This is a genomic window from Butyrivibrio sp. XPD2006, assembly GCF_000420865.1.
Lineage (GTDB): Bacteria > Bacillota > Clostridia > Lachnospirales > Lachnospiraceae > Butyrivibrio.
In genome coordinates, this window is sequence record NZ_ATVT01000012.1 from 63,995 (window position 1) to 83,359 (window position 19,365).

25 protein-coding genes are annotated in these 19,365 nt (G+C 41.6%); all 25 read left to right on the forward strand.

Translation table 11 applies throughout. The features are described 5' to 3' along the window. The first annotated feature begins 14 nt into the window (after nt 1-14). On the forward strand, nt 15-1,187 hold the full coding sequence (locus G590_RS0113350; protein ID WP_022766169.1) for a relaxase/mobilization nuclease domain-containing protein: 1,173 nt from the start codon (nt 15-17) through the stop codon (nt 1,185-1,187). A gap of 141 nt (nt 1,188-1,328) precedes the next feature. Further along, the gene (locus G590_RS19575) at nt 1,329-1,622 is read left to right on the forward strand and encodes a SpoVG family protein (RefSeq protein ID WP_022766170.1); all 294 of its coding nucleotides are present in this window, start codon (nt 1,329-1,331) and stop codon (nt 1,620-1,622) included. Nucleotides 1,623-1,649: 27 nt separating this feature from the next. Further along, nucleotides 1,650-2,666, forward strand: coding sequence for an ArdC family protein (locus G590_RS19580; protein ID WP_022766171.1), 1,017 nt, complete (start codon nt 1,650-1,652; stop codon nt 2,664-2,666). A 134-nt stretch (nt 2,667-2,800) separates the two neighbouring features. Continuing rightward, nucleotides 2,801-3,100, forward strand: coding sequence for a hypothetical protein (locus G590_RS0113365; protein WP_026494151.1), 300 nt, complete (start codon nt 2,801-2,803; stop codon nt 3,098-3,100). A gap of 871 nt (nt 3,101-3,971) precedes the next feature. Further along, nucleotides 3,972-5,018, forward strand: coding sequence for a DMT family transporter (locus G590_RS0113380; protein WP_022766175.1), 1,047 nt, complete (start codon nt 3,972-3,974; stop codon nt 5,016-5,018). Between the two features lie 60 nt (nt 5,019-5,078). Beyond that, complete coding sequence (locus G590_RS0113385; RefSeq protein ID WP_022766176.1) at nt 5,079-5,450, forward strand: hypothetical protein; 372 nt, start codon at nt 5,079-5,081, stop codon at nt 5,448-5,450. Between the two features lie 310 nt (nt 5,451-5,760). Further along, nucleotides 5,761-6,015 (forward strand): Fur family transcriptional regulator, encoded by a 255-nt coding sequence (locus G590_RS19585; protein WP_022766178.1) that lies wholly within the window; start codon nt 5,761-5,763, stop codon nt 6,013-6,015. Beyond that, nucleotides 6,005-6,769 carry a class I SAM-dependent methyltransferase gene (locus G590_RS0113400; RefSeq protein WP_022766179.1) on the forward strand — a complete coding sequence of 255 codons (765 nt, stop codon included), beginning with the start codon at nt 6,005-6,007 and terminating at the stop codon, nt 6,767-6,769. The genes G590_RS19585 and G590_RS0113400 overlap by 11 nt, the downstream gene beginning before the upstream one ends. Before the next feature lie 3 nt (nt 6,770-6,772). Then, nucleotides 6,773-6,895, forward strand: a complete 123-nt coding sequence (locus tag G590_RS21855) for a hypothetical protein (protein ID WP_330361679.1) — start codon at nt 6,773-6,775, stop codon at nt 6,893-6,895. Between the two features lie 6 nt (nt 6,896-6,901). Next, the gene (locus G590_RS19590) at nt 6,902-7,393 is read left to right on the forward strand and encodes a class I SAM-dependent methyltransferase (protein ID WP_330361680.1); all 492 of its coding nucleotides are present in this window, start codon (nt 6,902-6,904) and stop codon (nt 7,391-7,393) included. Nucleotides 7,394-7,411: 18 nt separating this feature from the next. Next, nucleotides 7,412-8,056 carry an L-2-amino-thiazoline-4-carboxylic acid hydrolase gene (locus tag G590_RS0113410; protein ID WP_022766180.1) on the forward strand — a complete coding sequence of 215 codons (645 nt, stop codon included), beginning with the start codon at nt 7,412-7,414 and terminating at the stop codon, nt 8,054-8,056. A 16-nt stretch (nt 8,057-8,072) separates the two neighbouring features. Beyond that, nucleotides 8,073-8,678, forward strand: a complete 606-nt coding sequence (locus G590_RS0113415; protein ID WP_022753577.1) for an L-2-amino-thiazoline-4-carboxylic acid hydrolase — start codon at nt 8,073-8,075, stop codon at nt 8,676-8,678. Further along, nucleotides 8,672-9,571 carry a methyltransferase family protein gene (locus tag G590_RS20795; RefSeq protein ID WP_022766181.1) on the forward strand — a complete coding sequence of 300 codons (900 nt, stop codon included), beginning with the start codon at nt 8,672-8,674 and terminating at the stop codon, nt 9,569-9,571. Before G590_RS0113415 ends, G590_RS20795 begins: the two co-directional genes overlap by 7 nt. Nucleotide 9,572: 1 nt before the next feature. Then, entirely contained in the window at nt 9,573-10,496 is a 924-nt protein-coding gene (locus tag G590_RS19600) for a ketopantoate reductase family protein (protein ID WP_022766182.1), read from the forward strand. A gap of 79 nt (nt 10,497-10,575) precedes the next feature. Then, on the forward strand, nt 10,576-11,355 hold the full coding sequence (locus G590_RS0113435) for an alpha/beta fold hydrolase (RefSeq protein WP_022766183.1): 780 nt from the start codon (nt 10,576-10,578) through the stop codon (nt 11,353-11,355). After that, nucleotides 11,325-12,512: an alpha/beta hydrolase gene (locus G590_RS0113440; RefSeq protein ID WP_022766184.1), complete on the forward strand. Its 1,188-nt coding sequence runs from the start codon at nt 11,325-11,327 to the stop codon at nt 12,510-12,512. Before G590_RS0113435 ends, G590_RS0113440 begins: the two co-directional genes overlap by 31 nt. Further along, entirely contained in the window at nt 12,509-13,750 is a 1,242-nt protein-coding gene (locus G590_RS0113445) for a glycosyltransferase (RefSeq protein WP_022766185.1), read from the forward strand. Before G590_RS0113440 ends, G590_RS0113445 begins: the two co-directional genes overlap by 4 nt. Nucleotides 13,751-13,756: 6 nt before the next feature. Next, nucleotides 13,757-14,254 carry a hypothetical protein gene (locus G590_RS0113450; RefSeq protein ID WP_022766186.1) on the forward strand — a complete coding sequence of 166 codons (498 nt, stop codon included), beginning with the start codon at nt 13,757-13,759 and terminating at the stop codon, nt 14,252-14,254. A gap of 20 nt (nt 14,255-14,274) precedes the next feature. Further along, nucleotides 14,275-14,967, forward strand: coding sequence for a class I SAM-dependent methyltransferase (locus G590_RS0113455; RefSeq protein WP_022766187.1), 693 nt, complete (start codon nt 14,275-14,277; stop codon nt 14,965-14,967). Further along, on the forward strand, nt 14,964-15,902 hold the full coding sequence (locus tag G590_RS19605) for an alpha/beta hydrolase (RefSeq protein WP_051142158.1): 939 nt from the start codon (nt 14,964-14,966) through the stop codon (nt 15,900-15,902). Before G590_RS0113455 ends, G590_RS19605 begins: the two co-directional genes overlap by 4 nt. After that, nucleotides 15,892-16,659: an alpha/beta fold hydrolase gene (locus tag G590_RS0113465; protein WP_022766189.1), complete on the forward strand. Its 768-nt coding sequence runs from the start codon at nt 15,892-15,894 to the stop codon at nt 16,657-16,659. Before G590_RS19605 ends, G590_RS0113465 begins: the two co-directional genes overlap by 11 nt. 19 nt (nt 16,660-16,678) lie before the next feature. Next, a complete protein-coding gene (locus G590_RS0113470; RefSeq protein WP_242829786.1) occupies nt 16,679-17,161 on the forward strand; it encodes a hypothetical protein in 483 nt (160 codons plus the stop codon). Between the two features lie 18 nt (nt 17,162-17,179). Further along, on the forward strand, nt 17,180-17,686 hold the full coding sequence (locus tag G590_RS0113475) for a hypothetical protein (RefSeq protein WP_022766191.1): 507 nt from the start codon (nt 17,180-17,182) through the stop codon (nt 17,684-17,686). 217 nt (nt 17,687-17,903) lie between these two features. Then, on the forward strand, nt 17,904-18,491 hold the full coding sequence (locus G590_RS0113480; RefSeq protein ID WP_022766192.1) for an L-2-amino-thiazoline-4-carboxylic acid hydrolase: 588 nt from the start codon (nt 17,904-17,906) through the stop codon (nt 18,489-18,491). Nucleotides 18,492-18,569: 78 nt separating this feature from the next. Continuing rightward, nucleotides 18,570-19,349 carry a class I SAM-dependent methyltransferase gene (locus G590_RS0113485; protein WP_022766193.1) on the forward strand — a complete coding sequence of 260 codons (780 nt, stop codon included), beginning with the start codon at nt 18,570-18,572 and terminating at the stop codon, nt 19,347-19,349. Nucleotides 19,350-19,365 lie beyond the last annotated feature (16 nt).

Sequence of the window (19,365 nt, forward strand, 5' to 3'; positions counted from 1 at the left end):
AAAGGAGAACATTCATGGCAGCAACAAGACTGATAGCACTGCATCATGTGAAAACCAAAACTGTGGCAGAGTGTCTTAAGCGAAGCATAGATTATGTGAGAGACCCCCGCAAGACCGAGGATGAAAAGTATGTCAGCACCTATGGCTGTGATCCCAATACCATACTTGGGGAATTTCTTCTTTCACGCAGAGACTATGAAGACAATATACGCAGGCCTCATAAAAATGATGTGGTCGCCTACCAGATCAGGCAGGCCTTTAAGCCCGGAGAGATAACACCGGAAAAGGCAAATGAGATAGGGTATGAGCTTGCCATGAGGTTTACCAAAGGGAAGCATGCATTTATCGTTACCACACATACCGACAGGCATCATATTCACAATCATGTGGTGTTCAACTCTGTATCGATTGATGGAAAGAGCCGATTCAGGAATTTTTATTTCTCTGGACTTGCTCTTGGCAGGATTTCAGACACTTTATGTATTGAGAACAACCTCTCTGTCATTCAGAGTCGTTATGAAGAAAAGCTTAAAGCAAAAAATAACAAGCCGAAATGGAAAGACAGATCACCGGACAGCTTAAAGTTCCTTGTGGATGTCGAAAAGAAAATGCGTGAAGGAAAAGGCAGAGGTTATGAGAATTGGGCCAGGAAGTTTAACTTAAAACAGCGTGCAAAGGTTTTACTGTTTTTGGAAGAACATGGCATTTCATCTTTTGAGGAACTTGTGAAGATCACAGATGAGATGCAGCCCAAACTTGATGCTCTGAACTCAAGGATAAAGAAGCGTCAGGAGCAGATGGCTGCCAACAAGGAAATGCAAAGAGCCGTCATAGTCTATGCCAAAACAAAAGAAATCTACACCGGCTATAAGAATAGCAAATACAGTAGTGATTATTACAGAGAACATGAAGATGCACTAAAGGAGCATGAGTGGGCAAGAGGAATCTATAGGATGTATGCAGATGGGGAACCTCCAAAAATGAAAGACCTAAGAGATCAGTATGGGGAGCTCCTTGCAGAGAATAAAACTGATTTTGCCGAATATGTAAAGCTTAAAAAAGACACCAGAGATTACCTTGTTGCAAGGAAGAACCTCGAACTTCTGATGACTGAAAAGGAAACAGAAGAGAGAGAAAAGGCGAAGTCGAAGACAAGCCGAGACTCGAGGTCGGAGACCTCGTTGTAAAAGCCACAAAACGCATTTGTCTGACAAATGCACTGCTTGCATGCGATCCAGCCAAAGGCTGAGGTCGTCCCGGGATGTTACCCGGAGAAAAAACAAAAAACACAAAAACTATATTTTTCAACAAAGAGGGGGATAACAATTATGAGGATCGATGTAAGAACAAAAGCACTTGAGAACTCAAATAACGGAGTAAAGGGAGTTGCAACAGTAACTTTTGGAAACAGCTTTGCTGTCAGGAATATTTCTATTGTAGAGAGCAAGGCCGGTAACCTTTTCATGTCCATGCCCAGTTACAAGACGAAGACTGTTGATGAAAATGGAAAGGCGCAGTTTAAGGACATTGCTTATCCTGTGACAAAGGAATTCAGGGAGAAGCTCCAGGAAATCATTCTTCAGAGCTATGAGAGTGGAATGGATGTTTCATTTGAGGCGTAAAGAACAGCGATATTGTGAGGAGCGTTTATGAACGAAGAATTTGAGAAGTCCAAAATGGATGCGGTCATGGATAAACTTGAGAAGGGTGTCCATGATCTTTTTAATTCCGAGAATTATAAGAACTATCTCAGTACCATGGCGAAGTTTCACACCTACAGTTTCAATAACACTTTGCTTATAGCCTTGCAGAGACCTGATGCGACACTGGTCGCGGGTTATCATGCCTGGAACAGAAATTTCGGAAGATATGTGAAGAAGGGTGCTAAGGGTATAAAGATTATTTCTCCTGTGGTCAAAAAGAAAGAGGAACCGGAAAAGGATAATATGATTCCTGTACTGGCTCCCGGGCAGACCATGGAGGATTACAAAATCCTGCATCATGATAAAAAGCCGGAATATGTTTCTGCGGGCTTTAAGGTATCGACCGTATTCGATGTGTCTGATACTGATGGGAAAGAACTTCCTGCAATTGGCGTTAAAGAACTCGGCGGCCAGGTTGAAAATTACGAAAAGATGATTGATGCTCTCAAGGCTATATCTATAGTTCCGGTCGAATTTGGAAACATAGATAGCGGTGCCAAAGGTCTTTACAGCATGACCGATAAAAAAATAGTTGTTCAGGATAATATGTCAAAGGTCCAGACAATCAAAACTCTGATCCATGAACAGGTCCACAGCAGGCTCGACGACCGGGACAAAATCTCAGCAGAAGGTCTTGAAAAGAGATCGCGAAATGACTCTGAACAGATTGCGGAGTCTGTGGCTTTTACTGTATGCCAGCATTATGGCATCGACACATCTGACTATTCCTTCGGCTATATAGCGTCCTGGAGTGAGGGTAAGGATACAAAAGAGCTCAAGGCATCTATGGAGACAATCAGAAAAACTGCTTCAACCATGATCAAAGAGCTTAACTCTGAGCTTGGCATAGAGGAGATAGGCAAGGAAAAGCAGAATTTTGTGGAAAGGCACGCTGCGGAGCATAAAGACATATCGACCGATAAGGCTGTGAAAGCCAAGCACTCGATGGAAATGGCAATATGATTTTATCATCAGCTGATGATGCTTTTGAGACACTGGTTATGACATGGATATCTATTATGTCCATAAATTTCTGTGTTCATTTTCATCGTCAGCTGATGATTGTTTATACTCGAAAAATACGAATTGGAGGGGCTATGAGTAAGCTTGAAAAAATAGAGTGTGAAACCATAGTCAACTGGAACAAGGAAGAACCTTTCGCTGTGGTCTATACACGGGATAAAGAAGTCATGAAGAAGCTGGACCAGATGTGCAGCAGATATCCTGAAAGCTATGAACTTACCAAAGAAACAGATCTTGATAAGTACTACCAGATTCCAAAGGGCTATGTCAGATTTCACAATCCGGCTCAGAATTCCGGTAAGGCCAGGAAAAACGCCAGTGACAGAATGAAGGAACTCAATAGAAAGCGATGGAATAATTCAAAGACGGACTAGAATGATCAGGCTGCATGGTCTGCAGCCTGAACTACATACCAAAAGGCATCATTGTCTCATGGCAGAAAAGTAAATACGATTTTATTATAGGTATCTCGTATAATTAACATCTGTCATTATTCCCAGCGCAATCATGGCACTTGAAAGTCCTCCTCCAAGAATGCCCGCAACCGCGATGGCTACCTGCTGTAACTAGTACGGTTTTGCCCGGCTTTTCGCCACAGATGATGATATGTGGAATGTGTATTTCAGTTCCATCTACATGTATATGGTCTTTTATCGTCTTGCCGGAACTAAGCTCGTGTCCGGCTATATTTATTTTCGCCATTGTCTTAACCCTCATTTCAGAGACAAGGTTATCATGTTAGAACCGGGACTTTCAAGCCCCCTGGGGGGTTACATAGCTTCCGCGTACACAAAAAACCATAAACATCAGTACCACATCTAATGAACCTCAGCCTCAGGATACTTGCTAAGTGCTGAGGTTTTTTTGTAGGAATGCGGTGTCAAAATTTAAAAATTTTGGCTCCGGTTTTCTGTTGTAGTAAAAATGCGGCATAGGGCAGTGTCAGATATACGTGTCATTAAGAAATAGCGCATACTCTGGAATTGCTTAAGAAAAACTCTTATAATCAAAGTTGCAGCTATGACAGTATCCTAAGCCTGCGTGAAGTGGGTCTTGATTATTTGCCGGATGATATAAAGAGGCCTGTTTCAGAAGACAAGATGCAGGAGTTAGTAATCCCACTCGACTATGTGAATGCAGAGTGGCTGCCTAGGGAGGTTCAAGATACCGCTGTAATCAGAAAGCAAGAAGAATCTTAGTATAGAATAACTTTCAGTTTTATCTGTTAAAGGAGAATGAATCATTTTGGACTCTAAGAAACTGAATGCGATTATATATGCATTATTAGCGGCATTGTTTTATGCAATAAACATACCGTGTTCGAAATTACTGCTTAATAACGTGCCACCGACGTTTATGGCTGCATTTCTGTATATGGGAGCAGGTCTTGGAGTCGGAATCATGTATATTTTCCATGCAAAGAAAGAATCCACAGAAGAAAGGCTTGGGAGAGAAGATATACCATATACTTTTGCAATGGTTGTTTTGGATATTATAGCGCCAATCCTGCTGATGATAGGCATAAAACTGGGAACAGCAGCCAACGCATCACTTCTTGGAAATTTTGAGATCGTTGCAACAACGTTGATTGCATTCGGACTCTTCAGAGAGAAAGTATCCGCAAGGCTGTGGGGAGCAATATCTCTTATTACAGTGGCAAGTATAATACTTTCATTTTCAGGAGAGGGGAGCTTTTCCTTTTCACTAGGATCGATGTTTGTTCTTGGGGCAACTGTTTGCTGGGGACTTGAAAATAACTGTACGAGAAAGATATCCGGGAAAAGCACTTATGAAATAGTGACTATAAAAGGAATCGGATCGGGGACAGGATCGTTCATAGTTGCTATGGTACTTGGAGAGAACATCCCGAGGCTTTCATATATAGGAATAATTATGATTCTTGGTTTTGTTGCGTATGGACTCAGTATATTCACGTACATCAGAGCACAGAAGACTTTAGGAGCAGCAAAGACAAGCGCTTATTATGCGGTAGCACCGTTTATTGGGGTGGTAATGTCAGCTGTATTTCTGAAAGAAAGATTCACGATGTTGTTTATAATTGCGCTGATAATAATGATTACAGGGACTGTACTTATTGTCAGGGATACATTGATACATAGCCATAAACATGCTCACACACATCTGATAACGCATACGCATGACGGATCTACACATACGCATGCTATCGAGCATTCCCATGATCACACCCATGTGATCAAGGAGGGAAAACATGGGCATACACACAGTGTAGAGGAGTTGGAAACCGCCCTGGGACATAGGGGAGCATTGTAAGATAAATCCGAATATATTATAGAGTAGAACTGATTATCAAGTATTAAGATGGAGCGTTTTATGATACATACCTTGATGAAAGAAGATGGGTTTGAAGGAATCCTGTTTCCGGGCAACGGAAGCAAGGACAAAGAAATAATAGTTATGTCCGGTTCAAATGGTGGAATGAATATGGCTAAACATGAGGCAGAGTTCTACCATAAGAACGGCATTCCGGCTATGTCGCTTGCACTTTTCAAGACAAAGCAGACATCTCCTGATCTGGTAAGTGTAACCATTGAATACGTTGAAAATGCTATCAGGTACTTAAAAGAAAAGTACTCAGAGATGAAGATTATCAATATCGAGTTGAATGGCGTATATATGATAAAGCAAGCCATGCACTTACCGACGGGCTTGATGAAATGTCCGGTTATGCCAAATGGGCTCTGAATCATATGCTTCCGGCTGAGAAAAAATATCCTAAAGAGTGCGAGGAGGCCAGACAGGACAGCTTTAAGCTAATATTGAAGTTCCTTGATGAGTGGGGCAATAGATCCTGCTGAATAAGAATAGGAGATGAGACAGAAAAAATACTGAAGTACTATTGAAAATGGAGTTAGCTTATGCTAACATTTGAGATAACTGATAATTATTTTCATGATATTAAATATCTATTAAAAACACCCGGTTAGTGCGGGCTTTTCTTTTGGGAATGGGTTAGTTGAAACTAACGAAATAATGTTTGGCTGGAAGTGATGGCATGATGAATAATGAGCAGATTGTTGAGGCTTTAAAAGAGAACGGTATGAGAATAACCAGACAGAGAATGATAGTTGCAGATGTCGTTGCGGATAATGACGGAGCCAGCTGTAAGGATATCTGCTGTATTGTACGAGGCAAAGATTCTTCTGTGGGAGTAGCTACGGTATACCGCATGATAAATGTGCTGGAAGATATCGGAGTAATTGAGAGGATAGATATGATCAAACATAGGAGGAATGGCGATGAAGGCTGATTACAAGAATTGGATGCCGAAGGGGATGGTACTTGGGACGATTGGAATTACTGCAGCGATATTCTTTGTTGCGGTAATTGTAGGTATGGCTTCAATAGTGGGAAAGGTATTGCTGATTTTAACTGTGCTGTTTGCCTTGATATCTTTGTGGATGTACCTGATGTACAGGGCATTTTCCTATAACGGAACACGTCAGATGTCTAAGCAGATAATAGAAGGTGTTTCATCCTATGTAAAAATCCCGGATGGCGGTAAATGCCTCGATGTTGGATGTGGAAGCGGGGCTCTAAGTATTGCCTGTGCAAAGAAAAATCCAGGCGCTCAGATAATTGGTATAGACAGATGGGGGAAAGAGTATGCTTCATTCAGCAAGAGTCTCTGCGAAAGTAATTCTGTTGCTGAAGGTGTAAATAACACATCTTTTCAGCAGGGCGATGCCTGTAAGCTTGATTTTGCAGATGAGACTTTTGATGCAGTTACAAGTAACTATGTGTATCACAACATACCAAGTAAGGACAGACAGGCGATTCTTCTTGAAACACTAAGGACCCTTAAGAAGGGCGGAACATTTGCTATTCACGATATTATGTCCAAGGCAAAATATGGAGATATGGAAAGCTTTGTAGAAAAGCTTAAAAATATGGGATACGAAGAAGTAAAACTTGTTGATACTACTAACGGTATGTTCATGAGCAAGTGGGAGTCCACCTGGATGGCTCTTACAGGTTCTGCGCTTCTTATGGGGAGGAAATGATTTATGGGACTTTTTAAAAACTTTGTAAGTCAGACAAGAAAGCCAGAAGGTTTCCTGGGACAGATGATGGTCAATGGCATGAACAGTGGGCACGCGAAGATGGCCGACTGGGGAATGGCACATTAAAAAACTATTGCACCGGAAGAAATTCTTGAAGTTGGATGCGGTGGTGGAAGAAATGCACATGAGTTGCTACGGAAGTATCCATCTTCTAAGGTTACGGCGATTGATTATTCAGATGTTTCGGTTGCAAAAGCAGCAGCTTACAACACAGGCATGATACAGAAGGGACGCTGCAAGGTTCAGCAGGGCGACGTTTCTAATCTGAACATGAATGAGCAGTATGATCTTGCAACAGCTTTTGAGACCATTTATTTCTGGCCGGGACTTGAGAAATGCTTTTCAGAGGTAAACAAGGCACTTAAGCCTGGTGGAATCTTCATGATTGTAAATGAGTCTGATGGAACTGATAAGGCGAGTCTCCAGTTTGAGAGCATCATTGATGGCATGAAGTGTCATACAGTAGAAGAAATCGAAGGGGCTCTGAAAGAAGCGGGTTTTTCAAAGGTTAAGTCAGATCATCATGAGAGTAAACCGTGGATTACAGTCATTGCAAAGAAATAAGGAGTAGATGGCGCGGTTATGATGAAGTATAAAGGAACTTATCTGAAGCTCTTTTCGATAATGCTTAAGAAGTACCTGAAGGAACAATATGGATCTGAAGTAACAAAGAAAGCTCTTAAGGAATCAAAGGCAATATATAAAGAAATGCTTGAAAAGGTGGATGATATTGGGGCAGATAATCCCATGGCGAGTAATATCTATTCCTGCTTTGTGTTTCTGGCCATATGGAAAGCTGCTGAGGGAGCAATCGATGTCGAAAGCTTCAGGACTGTGATAAAGAGATTCATGAAGAGCCCGATGGTCAGCAAAATCATGGGCAGAGCAGATTTGAACAGGCCGGAAGATCTTCAGAAAGCAAAAGACAAATTTCATGCCATGCAGGACTGGGCAGATGCGCATCCACAGTATAAAGATAAGACCTGGGATTTTAATTTTGATGATACTAAGCATAAAGACGGTAGCTATTATCATTTCACCCGGTGTCCTTTAGAGAAATTTGCCAGGGGAAATGGATATCTGGAAGTACTGCCTGTGTGCTGTGAAATAGATTATCTTTCTACAGAAGCTTCTCACGGGGTGTTGCATAGAGATTATACTTTGGCCACCGGAGGCCATATCTGTGATTACTGGATCGTACCTGATAAGATAGCGAATCCTCAGTAAAGTTGGAGGATAAGGGATGGACAGAAAGATAAAAGCCTATAAAAAGATATATCGAAAGGCCATTGAAAAAACTGGACTTAATAATGTCGATGACAGAGTTGAAGCATACGCTGTCCGACTTTCTAAGATGTATGCCTCTGATGATTTCAGGAAACACAATGTTTATCCATCAACAAGTACGCTTCATGTATATGCAGTAATTGCAATGTGTCTGGAACTAAAGCAATTTGGCTTTTCTGACACAGATATCATGGATTATATAAACGCTGGTTTTGAAGCAAGAAGGACATTTTTCAATGTGATAATTGCAATAATCAACGCACTTCCGAACAGTTTTGATATTGCCAGAAAGTGGAATATCGGCGACCATGAAAAACGAATGACTGATGGCAGCATAACCTATGATTATTTCAATGTCACCAGAGACAAGGTAGAATATAGAATTTCAAAGTGTATTTATGTTGAAATGTTTGAAACCTATGGGATAAGACCGCTTTGTAAAATATTCTGCAATACAGATACAAGAGCCTATTCGGGACTTACACGGCATGTAGAGTTTATCAGACATTCGGATTTATCAGATGGGCCTGCATGTCATGATGAGGTGATCAGAAAATGTTAAAGAACTACATGAAGGAAGGGCAGAAACTCCCTCTCTTTGGAGTCGGGCCATATATTGTTTATGGAATTGCTATGGTCAATGTAATAGGAATTATCTTGTTTGGCTATGTGCTTAAGATAGGAATCCTGTATAAGCCATGGATATTTATTTTCCGAGTGGTTGGTACATTACTCATCATAATGGGAATCGGAGTCTGGTATATAGGAGCTGTCCGGTCAGATATGGATGATTCTATAACAGAGAACAGGCTTCAGACCAATGGCATTTATTCATGGGTACGGAACCCGATGTACAGCGGCTGGTGGATTGCGCTATCTGGGATTACCCTTATGTGGCATAATGCATGGCTGCTACTTTTTCCGATTGTTGACTGGATTATTATGACAGTTGCACTTATAAAAACGGAAGAGAAGTGGCTTTTAGATTTATATGGTGAGGAGTACGCTGAGTATAAGAAAAACGTAAACAGATGCATCCCGTGGAAACCTGGCATTGGGATATATAGAACGGAGATATCCGCAGCTAAGTGGATGATATATGATTTGCCGGGTAATGCAGGCTGGATAATATGGATCGTTTGTACAGTGAAATGTTTGAGGCAAGAGGCGAATATGTATGCCGTACTTTCTGTCATAGTAGCAATTTTCATGATGATTGGCGTGTTGGAACTAATTAGTGAGAGGGCGGCAGGGCTTAACCGCATCCTTACAGCGACAAGGCTGCACAGGGGCTTTGGAGCCTTAACTCTGGGCGGGCTGATTGGAATCCCTGTTTCAATATATGGAATTATTTCAAAGACTGACCGAGGATTGCCGCTGTGGATGCTGACAGGAGCAGTGCTGTGTGCCCTGTTTGCCGGGCTCATACTCATAACGTTTAAGAGGGAAAAATAAGATGAGAATACTCGTTTATGGAGCAGGAGTGTTGGGTGGAAATCTGGCAAGCAGTCTGTACAGACAGGGAAAAGATGTCACACTTCTTGCTCGTGGAAAGTGGTATGAAGAGATAAAAAGAAATGGGCTTAGTATTCATAATTATTTCGGTAGAAAGACCAATGTGAAGATACCTGTGATTGATGGGTTGAGATCGGATGATAGATACGACGTTATATTTGTGGTGGTCAGATATACCCAGATAGATAGTGTTGTTCAACCTCTTAAAGATAATGCTTCCAGAAACATTGTATTTGTTGGGAACAATCTCAAGACAGACGAACTCACAAAAGCACTATCGAAGAAGTCAGTTCTTTTTGCATTTGCAATGTCTGCCGGGCACAGGGAAAAGAGCTATATCAGATCAGTGTCACTGAATAAGATAACAGTTGGAAATACTAAGGGGACTCCCTCGCAGGAGAATTTTGTAAGAAATGTATTCTCCGGAACAAACTTTAAAGTTGTGTATGAATCTAACATGGCAGACTGGCTTTTATGCCATGCAGCATCAGTAATACCAATAGCTTTTGCCTGTTATTATGCAAATGGTGATATAAATAAGCTTAGGCGCGACAAAGTCTATATCAACAGGATCATGGACGCAACTATTGCGGCTTATACAGTACTGGAAGACAATGGGCATGAAATTATGCCTGATTCCGATAAAGACTTTAGGAATCCAAAGTTCAAAAAGAAATACCTTCCGTTCTATCAATTCATTTTCGCAACGAAGCTTGGAAAACTCTGCACTTCAGACCATGCGATGAATGCAGTCGATGAGATGAGTGCGCTCAACAGGGATTTCAAGGCATACATCGGGCAATACGGCGATATTCCAAAGCAGTGGACAGACCTTGAGAGGGATACTAACGGATATCTGGTGTAAATATGGAGGCCGGACGGGGAAATCCATGGATGCTTGCTGGACTATTGATTATGGCGAAAAAGGCTAAGGTTGTTGATATATGACTATACACGAATTTGGAAAAGAAAATGACAAAGTCATAGTGTTGGTACATCCATCAGTTGTCATGTGGGATTACTTCGAGTATGTTATACCACTTATGGAAAAGAAATATCATCTGATTATTCCAGCAATTCCGGGATATGACCCTGACAATAAGAGCGATTTTACAAGCGTTGAGGATATTGCAGCAGAGCTGGAAAATTGGCTTATCAAGCATGGACTAAGTGATGCTACTTGTCTCTATGGTTGTTCTATGGGTGGCAGCGTAGTGGTCAGGATGCTCGCGGATAACAGATTAAACATACGAAGCGCAGTTATAGATGGCGGTATCACTCCTTATCAGCTGCCATGGATTATTACAAGGCTGATAGCGATAAAAGATTTTCTCCTGATATACACAGGGAAGATTGGCGGGGCAAGGCTGCTGGAAAAGGCATTTTCAACTGATGAACTGTCAGAGGAAGATGCGCAATACGCGGCAAAGGTTCTTAAAATGATCAGTGCAAGAACAATCTGGAGAACATTTGAATCATGTAACAATTATTCCATGCCTGAGAATGTCCATATTGACTGCAGGTATATAGAGTACTGGGTTGCAGAAAAGGAAGTCAAAGACCGAAAGTGGGATGTGTCATATATCAAAAATTACTTTCCACGGACGGTTTTCAGAAAGATAAAGGATGTAGGGCACGGGGGTCTTGCTCCGTTTAATCCGGAAAAGTTTGTGAGGGGGATCAATAGCGTTATATGGAAAAGTACGATATCACAAGACCGGTAATCCTTAAAAAGGGTGTATATAAGCTCAATGATGAAGCAAATTTCAATTATCAGCTGAACCGTGTTATCAACTGGGATGGTGGCAGACTGGAGGATGTCCAAAAAGTTTCCGGCAAGATCCACAACAGTGACGATTGGAAAAGAGAACTTATCTTGCTCGGCGACGAAGCCATGAAAGAGGGCAGGACAGATAATGCCATTGCCTATTATCGAATGAGCGAGTTCTTCATGTATGACGGTGATCCTGATAAGAGAAAGTACTATGAGAAGGCAACCAAGCTCTTTTACGAGTACTATGCAGATTTCTTTGAGGGAGAAAATCCAAGGATTGAAAGATATGATGTCCCCTATGAGAATGTGAAACTCCCTGTGATGCATGTGGTGCCTTATGGTGAGAGCAAGGGGACTATACTTATCCATGGCGGCAATGACAGCTATTTTGAGGAATTTCTTTTCACTGTCCTATATATGCAGGAACAGGGGTTTGAAGTCTACATGTTTGAAGGCCCCGGGCAGGGTGGCGTAATGCGCGTTCAGGGAATGCATTTCACCCATGAATGGGAGAAACCTGTTAAGGTAATCCTGGATTATTTCAAGCTTTCTGATGTGACTATCATAGGCATATCTCTCGGAGGTTATCTTGCCCCAAGAGCAGCGGCTTTTGACAAACGCATAACTAAAGTGGTTGCCTGGTCCATATTCCCATGCTTTCAGGATATTCTTGTGAGTATGCAACCACAGGGTACGCAGAGAGCATTCCATATCCTCATGAAGCTACATGCCCGTCCACTTCTTAATCTGGTATTTGGCAAAAAAGCTAAGAAATCTCCCATAATCGACTGGGGAATCAAGCATGGATGCTATGCCTATGAGGCAAAGGATGCATATAGTTATGCCAAGAAGCTGAAGCTATATGACATTGCACCCGTCGCAGATCAGATTACGCAGGATATGCTGATTCTTGGGGCCAGTGGAGACCATTTCATTGATTACCACCTTATCGGAAAAGAGATCAACATGCTAAGGAATGTCAGAAGCCTTACATTTCGCCTGTTTACTGACAAGGAAGAAGCGGAAAATCATTGTAATGTTGGTAATGGGAAATTGGCTATAGATGAAATACTTAGTTGGATTACACGTATTGGGAGTAAGGAATGATTGTTACAGCTGTCGCAGTGGGAACCAGGGGAGATGTAAATCCTCTGGCAGAGCTTGGCGAGGAAATGACAAAAAGGGGACATGAGTTCCGGATACTGACATCGGAGGCTTTCCGTCCGCTCATAGAAAGTAAAGGCGTGACCTTCTTAAGGCTTGATACGGATGCAGATCATGTCATGAAATATATGGTTACAGACTATAAGACTAGCCTTGATTTTGTTAATGGGCTGTTTAAGCTTAAGAAAGAAAATCCGAGGTTCATGGAGCAGACCATTGATGCTATAAAAGGCTCTGACCTTGTAATGTATGGTACGTGCTCAGCTTTTGCAAGACATGCGGCTGAGTATCTTGGAATCAAATGTGCAAGATATTTTTACAGTCCGATGGATCCGACCAGACAATACTCGCTTTATACTGATGATTTTAATTCGGACAAAGTGCTTAAAAGCTATGATGGACTATCGGATGGGATGAGCCTCATGACAATGGTAGCTCTTAATAAATGGAGAAAGAGTGCAGGACTCTCAAAGTGGAAGATAAGCAGCAGATATACGGAACTTGATGGAAGAAAAGTACTTACTTTTTATCCGACAAGTCCACTCCTTATGCCACTGGATCCTTCATGGGGAGACCATATACATGTGACAGGATACTGGTATCACCCGGAAGAGAGTATAAAAGATTATGAAGAACCCAAGGAATTGACGGACTTTTTGACAGCGGGTGAGAAACCGATATTTGTAGCTTTTGGAAAGGCAGAGTCACCTGAACTTGCGAGACTACAGCTGCTGACATTAGATGCTTTAAAAAAGACCGGAATTCGTGCTGTCGTGCAGGCATACCAGATACCTAAAAAAGACAAGATAAATACTGACAAGTTGTTTTTTATAGATAACGTCCCATATGCTTATATCTTCGGAAAGGTGAGAGCAGTAGTGCATCATGGCGGAAACACTACAAATGGTCTGGGACTTAGGGCAGGGCTTCCAACACTGGTGATAGCACTGGCGCTTGACCAGTATTTTTATGGGAGAGTTGATCACAAACTCTGTTGTGGACCTAAACCATTGTACATAAGAAAGAGATTATGTACTGCTGAAGAAATCTCAGATGCTCTACAAGACCTGGTCAGCGGGAAATATGATGTTACAACGCAGACTATTTCGGAACTGATAATGAAAGAAAACGGTGTAATGGAGGCTGTTAAAGCAATAGAGGATTATATTTCAGAGGGGTAAACGAGTATGCTGTTAACTGTTTTTCTGGCGTTGGTTTTTTGCGTGGCGATTACACTTATGATGTTCTCAGCTGTGGCATTTATTCAGGATAAGAAGTTCTTTTCTTCAGCACCGAAGGAAGCACAGGCGGTGCTTCGTCATAGAGACAAGGAACTTTTCTATGGGGCGAGGATAATTGGATGGACACTTATGATATTCAGCCTTCTGATGATACTTGGTGTTGGAGTGATTTCAATCTGGGATGGCTTCAGGAGTGGGTTCACGTTTGGGCAGTTCTTCTTCAGATTTGTTTTTATATTCACTGTCTATAAACTCTATGACATGATCTGTTTCGATTACTTTTTGCTGATTAAGTTTCATTTCTTTCAGTTTTATTATCCAGAGGTGGAAAATGTTTATAAGAATAGGAAGTATGGCTATAACATAAAGAGTCAGTTGCTGAAGCTATTTATAATATTCCCGGCAGCGTCAGCTATTGTGGCCTGGATATGTACATTGTTTTAAGAAACGTGGAGGAGGCAGATATGTCTGACAGGAAAACTGAGATAAAGAGTGCGTATAAGAGTCTGGGAAAGGCTCACGGCTTTTATGATGGGATGATGACCTGCAGTACCTTTATGGGCAGGTTAGTCACAAAACTTGTGTGGAACATGGACAGAGAGGATGCGCTGGAATATCAGGCGAGAGCTTTTGAGATGATACCTGCAGACTTTTCAGGGAAACTACTTGAGGTTCCGGTGGGCACCGGTGTCCTTTCAATGCCGGTTTGGAAAACGCTTCCGAACGCAGACATTACATGCCTTGATTATTCGGAAAACATGATGGCATCTGCATCTCAAAGAGCAGATGAAATGCGGATAAAGAACATAGTATTTAAGCAGGGGGATGTGGGAAATCTTCCTTTTGAAGACAGTACATTTGATGCGGTTGTTTCGCTGAATGGTTTTCACGCATTCCCGGATAAAGAAGCTGCTTATAAGGAGACATTCAGAGTTCTCAAACCAGGTGGCATTTTTACCGGATGCTTTTATGTAGAAGGCGCCAACACACATACTGATAAGATGATAGACAGGTTATACATAAAAAGCGGATTCTTCACAAGACCGTTCGAAACAGTAGAGTCTCTGGAGAAGCGACTCAAGGGACTGTACATTGAAGTCAATGTTACAAATGTTGAGAGCATTGCGGTATTCCAGTGCAGAAAGAAGGAGCTATGAGCATTAAATATGAGATCCTTAAGCGGGTAGTGAAAGCCGCGGGTTTAAAGAAGATGTGGGATGGAAAAACTGCTGAGGAGATTGTTGCAGCAAAGAAAAAGGAAAATGCAAAGAACCAGATTCCTGAGCTTAAAGATCCTGAGTTTGATATAGACCGGATCAAGGTGATGGGATTTACGGTGATCAGGATGAAGCATAAAGCTAAGGCATCTCACGCTAATCTCTTTATCATCGGTGGCGGAATGGTAATGGCACCAAGACCTGACGCTGTCAAGAAAGCACTCCGTTTTGCCAAGGAAACAGGAGTGGATGTGTACGTGCCTTACTATCCCCTTTGCACGGATTATCCCCTTACCAAAGCATATGCAATGATCCATGAGACATATAAAGAGATGCTAAAGGACTATGACGCTGGGAACATCTCGGTTCTAGGTACATCATCAGGCGGTAATCTTGCGCTGGGAATGGTTCCATACATCAATGACGGGCATGATGATACACCGATGCCTGGCTATATTCTTGCCATTTCACCCGGAACCTGCGTTGAAACAGATGAAGAGTGGGAGCGGATGCTGAAGCTTAATAAAAAAGATGTGGCAATTCCGGCAAGCTATATGAGAACCGCTGTGGATATCATGAGACATGGCGATTTGTCAGTTCCTGAATACATGATATGGCTTCAAAAGGCCGATTTTACCAATTGTCCGCAAGTGACTTTTGTTTATGGCTCCGAAGAAACGTTGTATGCCTGCGCTCCATCTTTCGAAAAAGTTATGCAAAAATATGGAGTGGATTATGAGATGATCGTAGGCGAAGGCATGTTCCACTGCTATCCGGCATTCCCAATAGTGAAAGAGGCCAAGGAAGGCTGGGATAAGATGGTGGATTTAATCAGAAATACTACAAAACAGGGGAGTATAAAAAATGCAATTTGAAGAAATTGGGAATATGTCAGGAAAGACGCTTATGCTGCTTCCCGGGACATGCTGTGACTGGCAGACAAACTTTGGAACAGTAATCGATAGGTTATCAGAGAAATATCATCTTATATGCGTGAACTATGATGGGTTTGATGGAAGTGATGGTATCTTTCCTGATATGATTACGGTAACAGAGAAAATCGAGAAATATATCTGTGAGAAGCATAATGGCAGGCTTGATGGAGCTATTGGATCTTCTCTTGGTTCAAGTTTTGTGGGTCAGCTTGTTATGAGAAAGAACGTGCATATAGATCATGCTATCTTTGGCAGTCCTGACCTTGATCAGAGCGGGCCGGTATCAGCAAAACTCCAGTCAATGCTTGTTGTGCCTCTTTTAACAAGCTTTACAGGCAGTGAAAAGAAACGGAATAAATCCAAAGAAAAGCTGAAAAAAATCTTTGAAATGGATGATGAAAATGCTGAGAAATTCATGAACTGTTTTTCCAAGTTTAATCCCCGGTCCATAAAGAATGAGTATTACACAGACCTCCTGACCCATCTTAGGGATGATATCAATGTTGAACATACAAGAGCTCATTTTATCTATGCCAACAAAATGGGTGAGAAGTATCTTGAACGCTATAAGAAGTACTTCCATGATCCTGACATCAGAGAGTTCAACATGCAGCATGAGCAGTGGCTGTTCGGTGGGAAAGAATACGCAGAACCTGTGCTGAAAGCTATAGATGAATTTATGGTAATGACAGTTTGAGGGTAATATGGGGGTGACTATGGTTCTAATATTAGAGTGCATTGTGGTTTGCTTTATACTATTTCTCCCCTGTGTAGTTGTTATAGCAAATGGAACAGAACAGGGAGCTTTTTTATATGAAAAAGATGTACAGGATCGCGTCGTAGAGATGGGACTTATAACAAAGTCACAGATCGATAAGAATTGTAAATTATTCAAGATAGGCACACTTACAGTGATGATTGCTTTTGTGCTGTGGTCAGTTTATGGCATCAATGGAGCAAGAGGATTTATAGTGCCATTTCTCCAAATATATGCTATGACAATGGCAGAAGGACTATTCGATAGATTCTTTATTGATTGGTATTGGGTGGAGCATACAAAAGCCTGGACGATTCCGGGAACCGAAGATCTAAGGCCTTACATCCCCAAAAAGACGAAGATTGTGAAGTGGCTGATTACGATTGTAGGCAATCCTATTATTGCAGCTGTACTGGCAGGGATTATGATGGTCGTATTATGAGGGAGGGAAGCAGGTAACATGGTTTGGTATGTATTGGTAATTGAGGCGATAGTATTTGCAGTATTATTTACAACAATTCTTTTTGTGTCTTTTCATGGGGAAAAAATATACAGTCCGGCATGTATCCATAATTACCCGCCTGATATTCAAGAAGAATACTTCAAAACACATGAAAGAGTGGATGTTTCATATAAATCAAAAAAGGTAGTACTGGCGAAGTCCTGTGGAATAATCATGTTTACAGTTATTCTTACCATATGCGCGAAGCTTGCCGGGGCAGTTACATTTGGGCAGGGATTCGCGATCGCTTTTGGACTCATGGTATGGATTGGAGCCTATGACACACTCTTTCTGGACTGGGTGCTATTTGCAAATATGAAAATGTTCAGGCTGGAAGGAACAGAGCACATGGACAAGGCTTACCATCAGAAGTGGTTTCATTTAAAAGGTGCTATATTCCCAGGGCTGTTGTTTGCACTGATTCCGGCAGCGATTGTAGGACTGTTCATAAGTTTGATGGGTTGAATAAGAAAAGAGCTTTGATTAAGTGGTAAGCCAGGAACAGAGCATGAAACATGTGGGTACAAGAACGCTTGGGGAAAAGAGCTTTATGTATGATCTTGTAAGAGAAAAATGAAATGATAAATTTTTGAGAAAAGTTAGCAACAACTAACATTAAGTAGTATCATGAAGTATAGTAAGTAAAAGATTGGGGATAAAGAAGTGACGGAGAGCAGTCTGTATGAGCAATACTCTTAAAAAATCTTCTATATTTAAGCGTTTTTATTCGGAATTGGCTGAGAAATACGGAAAAGCTAAGGCAAAAGATATATGGGATTATGCTGAAGAGGAGTTTTCCAGATTAAAGAATGCTGAACCATCCGCAGATAAGGCGAGTGTGTCATATGTCTTTCCGGCAGTAGCACTGTATCGTTCAGTTGAGCATTTCTATCCCGGAGAAGCTTTGGCTGTTACAAGAGGCTTTGGAACAAAGATGGGACGCAGACTACAAGGTATCTTTAGCAAGATTACTGCTTTTCCGGGCATTCCTTCACTCATGTGGAAGAGGATGGATAGAATTGCTGCAAAACTGAGCGATGGATATGAAATAAAGAACCTTAAAGTTACCAAAGAACAGTGCTTCATGGATGTGGTAAGCTGTCCTCTTTATGATAAGGCACGGGAACTTGGGACTCCGGAAGCTGTTCAGATGATCTGCTGCATGGATAAAGAATACATGAACGGCTTCAGGGGAGTTGATTATAAACGGACTAAATCAGTGGCTGAAGGTGATGACTGTTGTGACTACAGGCTCACAAAGTCGTTGTAAAGGCTATAGACATGAGAGAAAGAGAATGCTATGATTTAGAGTTAGCATAAGCTAACGTTTTAAAAGGAGGAGTGGACAATGGAACTTACTTTTGGTGATGTACAGGAAACAGCTCTTATTCCACTTGCGATAAAGGCAAGTGAGACAGCAAGATCTAATGCCAGGATAATTGATCTTAAGGCTAAAGAGATCATTGATGCGCTTGGAGTTGACGTTAGTAAATACGATCCCTTTTTATCACATGAGGGTGTAGTGGCTAGAACAATACTATACAGAAATGAGTTGAAGCGGCTTATCAGTAAATATCCGGATGCACTCTGCATAAATCTTGGATGTGGTTTTGATGATAAGTTCTTGCAGGTAGACAATGGCAAGATCACGTGGTTTGATGTGGATCTTCCGGATCAGATAGAGAAGAGACGTAAAGTGTACTCTGACAGGGACAGGTGCACAATGCTCGATGGGAGTGCGCTTGACGGAGAATGGACAAGGAAACTTCCTAAGCGAGAAATGACCATCGTGGTTATGGAAGGAGTCCTTGAATACTTTTCCAAAGACCAGGTAAAGACATGCATCAACATGCTTTGTGACAGCTTCGAACATGGATATCTTCTTGCGGAGCTTCATTCTCCGTTCCTTGAAAAGAATGGTAGCCATCACGATGCTGTGAAACATACTAATGCTTCTTTCGGCTGGGGAACAAAGTCAGGCCGTGAATATCTGGATCTTGAACCAAGAATGAGCCTTGTGTCTGAGACGAATTATAACGAAGAAATGAAGAAATACTCAATACGCGGAAAACTTTTTGCTATCGTTGGAAAGAACATCAACAACAGACTGGCAGTATTTAAATGGTAAAGCATTAAGGGCGGAA